Raw genomic sequence first — 12,041 nt, 5'->3', positions numbered from 1 at the left:
AAAGAAATTAGAAAAGGAATGGGTCATGGCAGAAGAAACGATTTTCAGCAAAATCATCCGTCGCGAAATCCCCTCGGATATTGTTTATCAGGACGAACTGGTTACCGCATTTCGTGATATCTCTCCCCAGGCACCGACCCACATTCTGATAATCCCTAACATCCTGATCCCGACCGTCAACGACGTGACCGCCGAGCACGAGCTGGCGCTGGGCCGCATGCTCACCGTGGCGGCAAAAATCGCAGAGCAGGAAGGCATTGCGCAGGATGGCTACCGTCTGATCGTCAACTGTAATCGCCATGGCGGTCAGGAGGTCTATCATATCCATATGCACCTGCTGGGCGGTCGTCCTTTAGGTCCGATGCTGGCACACAAGGAACACTAAGATGCGAGCAGGGCGTTTTACCCTTTTACTGGCGGCGCTGGTGCTGGCGGGCTGTGGTTCACACCCGGAAATTCCGTTCGGCGAACAGCAAACGCTGGTGATGGAATCGAACGTCCTGGCGGCGGGGATCAGCGCAGAAAAACCGGAACTGACTACCTCAGAAATTCAGGCGACGGCGTCATCCGTTCTGTTCAACGAACGTCGCGTCCCGGTCACGCTTTATTATCGTTTTTACTGGTATGACGCCAGAGGACTGGAAATGCATCCGCTGGAAGCCCCGCGTAGCGTAACCGTACCGGCAAACAGTTCGGTCACGCTGTACGGTACGGCAAACAGCCTGGGTGCCCATAAGGTCCGACTTTATCTTTATCTTAAGGGGTAAACCGCAATGCTTAAATTGAGTCGTTATGCGTTACTCGCGGCTCTGGCAGTCTTCCTGTCAGGGTGTGTGGGGCAACGAGAACAACCGGCTCCGGTCGAAGAGGCAAAACCGGGTACCGAGCAACCGGCGCAGCCGCAGCCGGTGCCGACGGTTCCTACGGTACCGACCGTTCCGCAACAGCCAGGTCCGATTGAAACGCCGGATCAAACCAGCCAGCCCGCGCCGCGCGTTCGTCATTATGACTGGAACGGCGCCGTGCAGCCGATGGTGGGCAAGATGCTGCAGTCTGAAGGGGTTACCGCCGGAAGCATTCTGCTGGTCGACAGCGTGAACAATCGTACTAACGGCTCTCTGAACGCGGGCGAGGCCACCACGGCGCTGCGCAATGCGCTGGCAGGCAACGGTAAGTTCACCCTGGTTTCTTCACAGCAGCTTGCCGTTGCGAAACAACAGCTGGGTCTTTCTCCGCAGGACAGCCTGGGTTCCCGCAGCAAAGCGATGGGTATTGCCCGCAACGTGGGGGCACAGTTTGTGCTGTACTCCAGCGCTACCGGTAACGTCAATTCACCGCTGCTGCAAATGCAACTGATGCTGGTCCAGACTGGCGAGATTATCTGGTCGGGCAAAGGTGCGGTTCAACAACAGTAAACTGACGCGTGACGAAGTACTGTCACGCTATTTCCCCGACTATCAGCCTGCCGCAGAGCTCACCGTAACCGGGCTCAGCGGCAGCAGCTGCATCATTGAAAACGGCGCACAACGTCTGGTGCTGCGCCAGCATCACGATCCCCACGACGCTGAATCGCACTTTCTCAGGCAGTATCATGCCCTCAATCAGCTTCCTGTCGACCTGGCCCCGCCGCCGCGTTTTTACACGCCGGGCTGGATGGCGGTGGACTACATCGACGGCGAAATGAAAACCGAGCTGCCGGAAGAGCGTAAACTGGCAGCATTGCTGTATTATCTGCATCAGCAGCCGCGGTTTGGCTGGCGGATAGCGCTAACGCCCTTGCTGCAACGGTACTGGCAGCACAGTTCACCGTCACGGCGCACGCCGTTCTGGCTCTCCCGGCTACAGAGGCTTTCCCGTCATGGCGAGCCGGTGCCGTTGCGCCTTGCGCCGCTGCACATGGATATTCATGCCGGAAATCTGGTGCACACCCAAAACGGGCTGCGTTTGATTGACTGGGAGTACGCCGGGGACGGCGACGTGGCGCTTGAGCTCGCAGCCGTCTGGCTGGAAGACGAAGCCCAACGCCAAAGTCTGGTGAACGAATACGCCCGGCAGGCAAAAATGGACGTTGACGGTTTGTGGCTGCAGGTACGGCGCTGGCGCCCCTGGGTGCTGATGCTGATGGCCGGCTGGTTCGAATGCCGCTGGCAGCAAACCGGCGAACAACAATTTATCACGCTGGCCAATGAAACCTGGTGCCAGCTTAAGAAAAATGGATAAGAGAGGTCAGTGTGGGTCCAGTAATGTTGGATGTGGAAGGCTATGAACTGGATGCGGAAGAGCGCGAGATCCTGGCGCATCCGCTGGTAGGCGGCCTGATTCTGTTTGCCCGCAACTATCATGACCCCGAGCAGCTGCGTGAGCTGGTCCGCCAGATCCGTGCTGCCTCACACCACCGGCTGGTGGTGGCGGTTGATCAGGAAGGCGGACGCGTACAGCGTTTCCGCGAAGGGTTTACCCGTTTACCGGCGGCCCAGTCGTTTGCCGCACTGCTTGGAATGGAAGAGGGTGGCAAGCTCGCTCACGAGGCGGGCTGGCTGATGGCAAGCGAGATGATTGCCATGGATATTGATATCAGCTTTGCACCGGTGCTTGACGTCGGCCATATCAGCGCCGCAATTGGTGAGCGCTCATACCATGCAGACCCGGCTAAGGCGCTGGCAATGGCACGTCAGGTGATTGACGGTATGCACCAGGCGGGGATGAAAACCACCGGGAAACATTTCCCTGGGCACGGTGCGGTAACGGCGGATTCGCACAAAGAGACCCCTCGCGACCCGCGGCCTGAGGCAGAAATTCGCGCCAAAGATATGTCGGTCTTCCGCACCCTGGTCGACGAGCATCGTCTTGATGCCATCATGCCGGCGCACGTTATTTACAGCGACGTTGACCCACGTCCGGCCAGCGGTTCAGCCCACTGGCTGAAAACGGTGCTGCGTGGAGAGCTGGGCTTTAACGGTGTGATTTTCTCTGACGACTTGTCGATGGAAGGGGCGGCGATTATGGGCAGCTACGCTGAGCGTGGCCAGGCATCGCTGGACGCAGGTTGCGATATGATTCTGGTCTGCAATAATCGTAAAGGTGCCGTGAGTGTGCTGGATAATCTGTCGCCGATCAAAGCTGAGCGTGTTACGAAATTGTATCATAGCGGTTCATTGACGCGTCAGACGCTCATGGAGTCAGCGCGCTGGAAGACGGTCAACGCTCAGCTGGAGCAGCTGCACGAACGCTGGCAGGAGCAAAAAGCGGATCGTTAATTCTCCCGCATCGGGATCGGAAGTGTTGTGAGGACGTGATGATTATTTATTTACACGGTTTTGATTCAAACAGCCCGGGCAATCATGAGAAAGTGCTGCAACTGCAGTTTATCGACCCGGATGTGCGCCTGATAAGCTACAGCACGCGCCATCCTAAGCATGATATGCAACACCTTCTGAAAGAAGTCGACAAAATGCTCCAGCTTAACGTGGACGATCGCCCGTTGATCTGCGGCGTTGGCTTAGGCGGCTATTGGGCAGAACGCATCGGTTTTCTCTGTGACATTCGCCAGGTGATGTTTAACCCAAACCTGTACCCGAATGAAAATATGGAAGGCAAAATCGATCGTCCGGAAGAGTATGCGGATATTGCCACCAAGTGCGTGAACAACTTTCGCGAGAAAAATCGTGATCGCTGCCTGGTGATCCTCTCCCGTCAGGATGAAGCGCTCAACAGCCAACGTTCGGCAGAACTGCTGCATCACTACTACGAGATAATCTGGGACGAAGAGCAGACCCATAAATTCAAGAATATCTCGCCGCACCTGCAACGCATTAAAGCCTTCAAAACCCTGGGCTGACAGGCCCTCCGCCCGGTAGACGTCATCTGCCGGGCCCTCGTTTTCTCCCTCAAAACGCTATACTTGCTCAACTTTGCAGCGGTAAAACTTGATTCACATCAATTTTGGTATGACCAATGCACCTGGCGTGTTATTCTCCGTGCTGCTGAATGGTTTCGCGTAGGTAACTTGTTGTTAATTAAAGGCTATTTTAATAACTTTTAATTAACAATTGGTTAATATTTTGAGGGGGTCACGTGACTACGCCATTGAAAAAAATAGTGATTGTCGGCGGCGGTGCTGGTGGACTGGAGCTTGCTACCCAACTGGGAAGAAAGCTCGGCCGTGGCAAAAAGGCGAAGATTACGCTGGTAGATCGCAACCACAGTCATCTGTGGAAACCATTGCTGCATGAAGTGGCAACCGGTTCACTGGACGAAGGTGTAGACGCGTTAAGCTATCTGGCGCATGCGCGCAACCATCACTTCCAGTTCCAGCTGGGTTCCGTGATGGACATCAACCGCGAAAGCAAAACGATCACCCTGGCAGAGATCCGCGACAGTAAAGGTGAGCTGCTGGTACCGGAGCGTAAGCTGCCGTACGACACGCTGGTGATGGCGCTGGGCAGTACCTCAAACGATTTCAACACCCCGGGCGTGAAAGAGAACTGCATCTTCCTCGATAACCCGCATCAGGCGCGCCGTTTCCACCAGGAAATGCTGAATCTGTTCCTGAAACACTCCAGTAATCTGGGGGCCAACGGCAAAGTGAATATTGCCATCGTTGGCGGTGGGGCGACCGGCGTCGAGCTGTCTGCTGAACTGCATAACGCGGTAAAACAGCTGCACAGCTACGGTTACAAAGGGCTGACCAACGAAGCGCTGAACGTCACGCTGGTGGAAGCCGGGGAACGTATTTTACCTGCACTGCCGCCGCGTATTTCCGGCGCAGCGCATAACGAACTCACCAAAATGGGCGTTCGCGTACTGACTCAGACCATGGTGACCAGCGCCGACGAAGGCGGTCTGCATACCAAAGACGGCGAATACATCAAAGCGGATCTGATGGTCTGGGCGGCAGGGATCAAAGCGCCAGACTTCATGAAAGAGATAGGCGGTCTTGAGACCAACCGTATCAACCAGCTGGTGGTGGAGCCAACGCTGCAGACCACCCGCGATGCGGATATTTACGCCATCGGCGACTGCGCCTCCTGCGCGCGTCCGGAAGGCGGTTTTGTGCCTCCGCGTGCTCAGGCAGCCCACCAGATGGCGACCTGCGCGCTGAACAATATTCTGGCGCAGATGAAGGGCAAAGCACTGAAGCCGTATGCATATAAAGACCACGGCTCTCTGGTATCGCTCTCTAACTACTCCACCGTTGGTAGCCTGATGGGTAACCTGATGCGCGGCTCGATGATGGTGGAAGGGCGTATCGCGCGTATGGTGTACATCTCTTTGTACCGTATGCACCAGATTGCGCTGCATGGCTACTTCAAAACCGGCCTGATGATGCTGGTTGGCAGTATCAACCGTGTGATCCGTCCGCGTCTGAAACTGCACTAAGTTTGACCTCTCAGGGCGGATCCGGGATTTCCCGGGTCCGCTTCTTCGCAGCATATCCGTCGGATTAATGGCGTTATCGCTTAAGAGTCTTCCGAATCAGCGCGATTTGCCGGACGATCCCGCACTTTTCATCCCCTGTCTGATTTGCCTGTCCCCACTTCTGCCTGCAAAATTGTTTATAACAGCAACAGAAGGAGGAACTCCCGTGAATAAATCAATGTTAGCGGGTATAGGGATTGGCGTAGCAGCCGCGTTGGGCGTGGCCGCCGTTGCCAGTCTGAACGTTTTTGAACGTGGTCCGCAGTACGCACAGGTAGTTTCATCAAAACCGATTAAAGAAACCGTGAAAACGCCGCGCCAGGAGTGCCGCAACGTAGCGGTGACCCATCGTCGCCCGGTGCAGGATGAGAACCGTATCGCCGGCTCTGTGCTGGGTGCCGTGGCGGGTGGGGTGATTGGTCACCAGTTCGGCGGTGGTCGTGGTCGTGATGTTGCAACCGTAGTCGGTGCACTGGGTGGCGGATATGCCGGTAACCAGGTGCAGGGCGCGATGCAGGACAACGACACCTATACCACGACGCAGCAGCGCTGCAAGACGGTATATGACAAGTCAGAAAAAATGCTGGGTTACGATGTGACCTACAAGATTGGCGACCAGCAGGGGAAAATCCGTATGGATAAAGATCCTGGCACGCAAATTCCGCTCGATGGGAATGGTCAGCTGGTTCTGAATAACAAAGTCTAAAAAAGTAGTTTTCTTATATTTAGCCCCTCAATCGCTCAGGCTGAGGGGCTTTTTTTATACTCAGAGCTTCAGCATTTCCGGCCACAGGCGCAGGGTGGTGTTGGTGATTTGCATCAATACCTCAAGGCTTGCACCTTCACGCGCGCTGATAGACATCCCCTGCAGAATACAGCTCAGGAACTGCGCCAGGGCATTGATATCCTTTTCAGCCGGGATCTCTCCACGCTGCTGACGTTGGGTCAGGAACTGCTGCAGCGTCTGCTCCTGCATCGCATGGCGCGATTTCAGCGTTCTGGCAATCTCATTTGAGGAAGCTGCCAGTGACGCGGAGGTGTTAATCATAAAACAGCCCGCTGGCGTCTCTTTGCTGCTAAAGCAGGTGGCGACGGCGGTGAAGTAATCTCTCAACGCCAGTTCAACCGATTTTTCTTCGCAAAACAGCTGCGCTTCATGCTTCGCGGCAAAGCGCGAAATGTAGCGGTCGAGTACTGCGCGGAATAACCCTTCTTTATTTACAAATTCGGCGTACAGCGTCGGGGCTTTCGCTCCGGTCGCTTCAACCAGATCGGCAAGCGATGTGGCTTCATAGCCGTGCTGCCAGAAGAGTGTCATGGCCTTGTCGAGCGCCGCTTCCCTGTCGAACACTTTCGGACGGCCACGGCTTTTTTTTGTGCAACTTTGAACGTCAGTTGTCATGGTGCCGTTGTACCTCGTGGGTGGTGTGGTGAGAGACCATTATAAAAATATTTCTTAACAGTCACCAGCGCTGTTTTGCATAAAAAAATAAAAACATATCCTCATGAAAATTATAGATAATTTATTTATTATAACGATCGTTATAAAATAATATTGACGTGTGATGTAGATCACATTATGATTTGTCTATCGATCGTTAAGTTAATCATAACGACCCAATAAATTCATCTGCACAGGTCATAAAATCATGAAAAACGTTAAAACTCTTATCGCTGCTGCTGTTCTGAGTTCACTGTCATTCGCAAGCTTCGCTGCGGTGGAAGTTCAGTCTACTCCGGCTGACCAACATAAAGTGGGTACTATTTCCGCCACTGCCGGGACTAACCTGGGTTCTCTGGAAGATCAGCTGGCACAGCAGGCTGACGCGATGGGCGCAAAATCGTTCCGTATTACCTCTGTAACCGGTCCTAACAACCTGCACGGGACTGCGGTTATCTACAAATAAGTTTTACCCGTTGTTTATGCTATAGCACTGCCACTGCTATAAAACGGGAAAAGCCCCGCTTCAGTGAAGCGGGGCTTTTTTCATGGCTTAAGATCAGGATTACATTTGCTGCGCAGTGGCCACCGCATGACGCGTGACGTTAACCGGCATGCCGGAACGTGCTTCCATCACTTTGCTCATGACCTCGGCGTTGGTCTGCGGGCTGTCCTTAAATTGCTGCATCCCGCCGTTGAGGGTGATAGGCAGCACCTGCGGATCGTCATTAATCTGTTTTGACAGCGGCTGGTGCACTTCAACCAGGCGTTCACCGCCGGGCTCTATTGTGGCCTTAATCGGGGTGTTGATGATGTTGACCTTAGTGCCCGGCTGAATAACGCGGAATAACGTCTCGATATCGCCGTCGCGCAGGCGGATACAGCCGGAGCTTACGCGCATACCGATGCCGAAATCGGCGTTGGTACCGTGCAGCAGATACACGCCGCCGAACGCTGCCAGGCGAATGGCATGGTGGCCCATCGGGTTGTCCGGCCCGGCCGGCACAACCACCGGCAGGTCAATGCCCTGGGCTTTATAACGGGCACGGATGTTGGCGGTTGGCGTCCAGGTTGGGTTGGCGCGTTTGTCAGAGACCGTTGTCACCATCGTTGGTGTCAACGTGTCGCCACCCAGCTGGCCGATACCAATCGGGTAAACGGTGACCTCATTTTTCCCCGGCGGGTAGTAGTACAGACGCAGCTCCGCGAGGTTAATAACGATACCCTGACGCGGCTCGTCGGGAAGGATCGTTTGCAGCGGAATGGTCAGCACGCTCCCGGCACGGGGGACGTAAGGGTCAACGCCCGGGTTCGCCTGCAGCAGGGCAAGGAATCCTACGTTGTATTTCTTGGCGATGGACTCCAGTGAGCCGCCGTTATTCTCGACGACATGAATGCGGTTTTCACCGACCAGACGGCTGCCGGAAGGGGGGAGAGGCCAGGTGTTCGCCTGCGCAGGAAGTGCGAGCGCCACGGTTGCGGCGAGCGCAAATCCGCTAAACCAGCGCGAATAACGCGAAATATTGATCATCACTGAATATCCATGCGGTGATTAAAGTTAAAGCACCATTATGGCGTCAGCACGTGTCTTTATGTTTCGAGGGATTGCAAAGAGTTTGTAAAGTATTGCGCGAAACGCTACCCGGCGGCGGATGGCCGCCGGGCAGGGGTCAGGCGATGGCGTTTTCTTCTAACTGCCGCATGAACTGGCGCACCCAGTCCATGCGGGTTTTACGTTCAGCAAGTTCCTGAATAAATTTAAGACGCGTCGGGCCATCGAGGCGGAAATGCTGCGGCTGTTTCTGCAGCAGGCCAATCAGCCACGCCGGGTTGACGTGGTTCTTCTCGTTGAACTCAATCACGCCGCCTTTTTCGTTACCTTCGAGCTTACGGATCCCAAGCTTCTGCGCCTGTTGGCGCAAGTGGGCGATGTCGAGCAGATTGCGCGCAGCATCCGGCAGCAGGCCGAAGCGATCGATAAGCTCCACTTTTATCTCTTCCAGCTCGTTCTCACTTTTGGCGCTGGCGATGCGCTTATAAAACGACAGACGGGTGTTAACGTCCGGAATGAAGTCGTCCGGCAGCAGCGACGGCATACGCAGTTCCACTTCAGTTTGCTGGCTGGTGAGATCTTCGAGCGACGGCTCGCGTCCCGCCTTCAGTGCGTCAACGGCGTTTTCGAGCAGTTCCATATACAGCGAGAAGCCGATGGTCTCCATGGAACCACTTTGATCTTCGCCGAGCAGTTCCCCGGCTCCGCGAATTTCAAGGTCATGGGTCGCGAGAGCAAAACCGGCGCCTAAATCTTCCAGTGAGGCAATGGCCTCAAGACGTTTTTGCGCATCGGTGGTCATCGCTTTCGGATGCGGGGTCAGCAGCCAGGCGTAGGCCTGGTGGTGCGAACGGCCCACGCGTCCGCGCAGCTGGTGGAGCTGCGCCAAACCGAAGTGGTCGGCACGCTCGATGATAATGGTGTTGGCGGTAGGGATGTCGATCCCGGTTTCAATGATGGTGGTACACACCAGTACGTTGAAACGCTGGTGGTGGAAATCGTTCATCACCCGCTCCAGCTCGCGTTCGCGCATCTGGCCGTGACCGATGGCAATTCGCGCCTCTGGCACCAGTTCGGCCAGCCGGTCCGCCGCTTTCTGGATGTTTTCCACATCGTTGAACAGGTAATAGACCTGACCACCGCGCAGCACTTCACGCAGAATGGCCTCGCGTACTACCAGATTGTCGTACTCGCGAACAAAGGTTTTTACCGCCAGACGACGCGCCGGTGGCGTAGCAATGATGGAAAGGTCACGCATACCACTCATCGCCATATTGAGGGTTCGCGGAATTGGCGTGGCGGTGAGAGTCAGGATATCCACGTCAGAACGCATCGCTTTAATACGCTCTTTATGGCGCACGCCGAAGCGGTGCTCTTCGTCGACAATCAGCAGGCCGAGATCTTTCCACTTCACGTCGCTTTGCAGGAGTTTGTGGGTACCAATCAGAATATCGATTTTGCCAACGGACGCCTGCTCCAGAATCTGGGTTTGCTCTTTTGCACTGCGAAAACGCGACAGCATTTCGATGCGCACCGGCCAGTTGGCGAAGCGGTCACGGAAGTTGTCAAAGTGCTGCTGTGCCAGCAGGGTCGTGGGCACCAGTACTGCCACCTGTTTGTTGTTTTCCACGGCGAGGAAGGCGGCGCGCATCGCCACTTCGGTTTTACCGAAGCCCACATCGCCACAGACCAGTCTGTCCATCGCCAGCGGCTGACACATGTCGCTCAGCACGGCGTTAATGGCCTGGGCCTGATCCGGGGTGGTTTCAAACGGGAAGCTGTCGCAGAAAAGCTGGTACTGTTCGCGATCGTGCTTAAAGCCAAAACCGGTTTTGGCGGCGCGTTGGGCATAGATGTCGAGCAGCTCGGCGGCAACGTCACGCACTTTCTCGGCGGCTTTCTGCCGCGCCCGCGACCAGGCGTCGCTGCCAAGTTTGTGCAGCGGCGCGTTGTCTTCCGCGCCACCGGCGTAGCGGCTTATCAGGTGCAGCGACGACACCGGCACGTACAGTTTGGCATCGCCGGCGTAGGTCAGCATCAGATACTCACCCTTGATACCGCCCGCTTCTAACGTGGTCAGCCCGGCATAGCGCCCGACGCCGTGCTCCAGATGCACCACCGGCTGTCCAGTGTGCAGCTCGGCCAGGTTACGGATCAGGGTATCCGGGTTGATGGTACGGCGGCTGTCCTGACGACGACGCGCCACGCGTTCGCCCAGCAGGTCGCTTTCGCAGATAAGCGCCCGCTGGCGTTGGGTATCGATGTAGCCATGCTCGGCGGAGCCCAGCAGCAGGTAGCGCCCGTTGCCGGTGGCCTCTTCGAGCCGCAGAATGCGTTTCGGGGCGAGCTTAATGCGCGCCAACAGCTCACCGAGCGCCTCACGACGACCTTCGCTCTCTACCGAGAAAATCACCGGGCCGCTGAATGACTCAAGGAACTGGCGCAGGCTGTCGAGCGGGGCTTTTTGCTGTGCCTGCACCGCGAGATCCGGCAGCTTCTGGTAGCCCAGGTTCTGGTTGGCGGCTTTCGCAGGCAGATGCTCGGTTTTGAGCTGGACGCGCGGCCATTTTTTCAGCTCGCTGAACAGGGCATCGGTGCGCAGCCACAGCAGCTCTGGCGGCAGCAGCGGGCGCATCGGGTCAACGCCACGGTTTTCAAAGCGCGCCTGGGCTTCATTCTGGAAGCGCTCGGCGCTGGCTTCAGGATCGCCGGTGCTGACCAGCAGCGTATTGGCCGGGAAGTAGCTAAAGAGCGGGGGTAACGGCTCGCTGAAGAACAGCGGCTGCCAGTACTCAATCCCGGCGGGCAGGGTGCCTTTGCTCACCTGCTGATAAATATGCTCGGCTTCGCGTTTTACGTCGAAGCGATCGCGCCATGAGCTTCGGAACAGTTCGATGGCGGCCTTGTCGGTCGGGAACTCATGCGCGGGTAACAGGTTAATGGCGTCGACCTCTTCCAGCGTGCGCTGTGAATCGACGTCAAACAACCGCAGGCTGTCTATTTCATCGTCAAAGAAATCGAGACGGTAGGGTTGTTCGCTTCCCATCGGATAGAGGTCGAGCAGTGCACCACGGGTGGCATACTCGCCGTGAGCCATCACCTGATCGACATGGCGATAGCCTGCACCTTCAAGCTGATCCCGCAGGGCGTCGCGCGAGAGACGCTGCCCTTTTTTCATTACCAGCGCATGACCGTGCAGGAAGCTGTGCGGGCAGACGCGCTGCATCAGCGTGCTCACCGGGACAATTAGCACACCGCGCTGCATGGTGGGCAGACGATAGAGCGTAGACAGACGGGAAGAGATGATTTCCTGATGCGGAGAGAAGCTGTCGTAGGGGAGGGTTTCCCAGTCTGCCAGATTCTCCACCATCTGATCGGTAAACTGCCTGATTTCGTCGTGCAGGCGAAGTGCATTTTGCATATCGGGGGCAATCAGCACCACCGGACCGCTGTGACGTTCAATGATTTCGGCAACTTCTGTGGCGCAGGCCGCACCGGTGAGTTCACCCAGAAGACGCTGCTCGCCTGCTTTGACGGGCAGGGCGTATCGTTGTTTTTCAGGCATAAAGGGCATCGGTATCTCTTAAGGACTAGCCCCCAGTAATGGGGGCAAATCGCTGATATTCAATG

12 protein-coding genes are annotated in these 12,041 nt (G+C 56.1%); 9 read left to right on the top strand and 3 right to left on the bottom strand.

What is annotated here, in order from left to right; all coding sequences use genetic code 11:
- Positions 1-25 precede the first annotated feature (25 nt).
- The 8 genes from hinT (at position 26) to C7387_RS08570 (ending at position 6,124) form a co-directional block, all read left to right on the top strand.
- Entirely contained in the window at positions 26-385 is a 360-nt protein-coding gene (gene hinT, locus C7387_RS08605; RefSeq protein WP_038258216.1) for a purine nucleoside phosphoramidase, read from the top strand.
- 1 nt (position 386) lies between these two features.
- The gene (locus C7387_RS08600; RefSeq protein ID WP_038258213.1) at positions 387-767 is read left to right on the top strand and encodes a YcfL family putative periplasmic lipoprotein; all 381 of its coding nucleotides are present in this window, start codon (positions 387-389) and stop codon (positions 765-767) included.
- Positions 768-782: 15 nt separating this feature from the next.
- Positions 783-1,415, top strand: coding sequence for a penicillin-binding protein activator LpoB (lpoB, locus tag C7387_RS08595; RefSeq protein ID WP_161615882.1), 633 nt, complete (start codon positions 783-785; stop codon positions 1,413-1,415).
- Entirely contained in the window at positions 1,396-2,220 is an 825-nt protein-coding gene (gene thiK, locus C7387_RS08590; RefSeq protein ID WP_038258210.1) for a thiamine kinase, read from the top strand. Before lpoB ends, thiK begins: the two co-directional genes overlap by 20 nt.
- Positions 2,221-2,231: 11 nt before the next feature.
- Positions 2,232-3,257, top strand: a complete 1,026-nt coding sequence (nagZ, locus tag C7387_RS08585; protein ID WP_120816514.1) for a beta-N-acetylhexosaminidase — start codon at positions 2,232-2,234, stop codon at positions 3,255-3,257.
- Positions 3,258-3,295: 38 nt separating this feature from the next.
- Positions 3,296-3,838: an alpha/beta hydrolase YcfP gene (gene ycfP, locus C7387_RS08580; protein ID WP_006819499.1), complete on the top strand. Its 543-nt coding sequence runs from the start codon at positions 3,296-3,298 to the stop codon at positions 3,836-3,838.
- 236 nt (positions 3,839-4,074) lie between these two features.
- A complete protein-coding gene (locus C7387_RS08575; protein ID WP_038258203.1) occupies positions 4,075-5,379 on the top strand; it encodes an NAD(P)/FAD-dependent oxidoreductase in 1,305 nt (434 codons plus the stop codon).
- Between the two features lie 205 nt (positions 5,380-5,584).
- A complete protein-coding gene (locus tag C7387_RS08570; RefSeq protein ID WP_038258201.1) occupies positions 5,585-6,124 on the top strand; it encodes a glycine zipper 2TM domain-containing protein in 540 nt (179 codons plus the stop codon).
- 60 nt (positions 6,125-6,184) lie between these two features.
- On the opposite strand, the gene C7387_RS08565 is transcribed toward C7387_RS08570, so the two are convergent.
- Positions 6,185-6,820 carry a TetR/AcrR family transcriptional regulator gene (locus tag C7387_RS08565; protein WP_120816513.1) on the bottom strand — a complete coding sequence of 212 codons (636 nt, stop codon included), beginning with the start codon at positions 6,818-6,820 and terminating at the stop codon, positions 6,185-6,187.
- A gap of 247 nt (positions 6,821-7,067) precedes the next feature.
- On the opposite strand from C7387_RS08565, the gene bhsA reads away from it, so the two are divergent.
- The gene (gene bhsA / locus C7387_RS08560) at positions 7,068-7,325 is read left to right on the top strand and encodes a multiple stress resistance protein BhsA (RefSeq protein ID WP_006819505.1); all 258 of its coding nucleotides are present in this window, start codon (positions 7,068-7,070) and stop codon (positions 7,323-7,325) included.
- A gap of 99 nt (positions 7,326-7,424) precedes the next feature.
- Here bhsA and ldtC read toward each other — a convergent pair whose 3' ends face one another.
- Positions 7,425-8,390, bottom strand: coding sequence for a L,D-transpeptidase LdtC (gene ldtC, locus C7387_RS08555; RefSeq protein ID WP_006819506.1), 966 nt, complete (start codon positions 8,388-8,390; stop codon positions 7,425-7,427).
- A gap of 139 nt (positions 8,391-8,529) precedes the next feature.
- Complete coding sequence (gene mfd / locus C7387_RS08550) at positions 8,530-11,976, bottom strand: transcription-repair coupling factor (protein WP_120816740.1); 3,447 nt, start codon at positions 11,974-11,976, stop codon at positions 8,530-8,532.
- Between the last annotated feature and the right edge of the window lie 65 nt (positions 11,977-12,041).

It is taken from the genome of Yokenella regensburgei (assembly GCF_003634235.1).
GTDB lineage: Bacteria > Pseudomonadota > Gammaproteobacteria > Enterobacterales > Enterobacteriaceae > Yokenella > Yokenella regensburgei.
This window is presented reverse-complemented; position numbering and strand designations above follow the sequence as displayed.

Excerpts from the sequence above, each read along its gene's own strand:
- hinT (WP_038258216.1), top strand. The coding sequence starts at position 26 with ATGGCAGAAGAAACGATTTTCAGCAAAATCATCCGTCGCGAAATCCCC.
- C7387_RS08600 (WP_038258213.1), top strand. The coding sequence starts at position 387 with ATGCGAGCAGGGCGTTTTACCCTTTTACTGGCGGCGCTGGTGCTGGCG.
- ycfP (WP_006819499.1), top strand. The coding sequence starts at position 3,296 with ATGATTATTTATTTACACGGTTTTGATTCAAACAGCCCGGGCAATCAT.
- C7387_RS08565 (WP_120816513.1), bottom strand. The coding sequence starts at position 6,820 with ATGACAACTGACGTTCAAAGTTGCACAAAAAAAAGCCGTGGCCGTCCG.
- bhsA (WP_006819505.1), top strand. The coding sequence starts at position 7,068 with ATGAAAAACGTTAAAACTCTTATCGCTGCTGCTGTTCTGAGTTCACTG.
- ldtC (WP_006819506.1), bottom strand. The coding sequence starts at position 8,390 with ATGATCAATATTTCGCGTTATTCGCGCTGGTTTAGCGGATTTGCGCTC.
- mfd (WP_120816740.1), bottom strand. The coding sequence starts at position 11,976 with ATGCCTGAAAAACAACGATACGCCCTGCCCGTCAAAGCAGGCGAGCAG.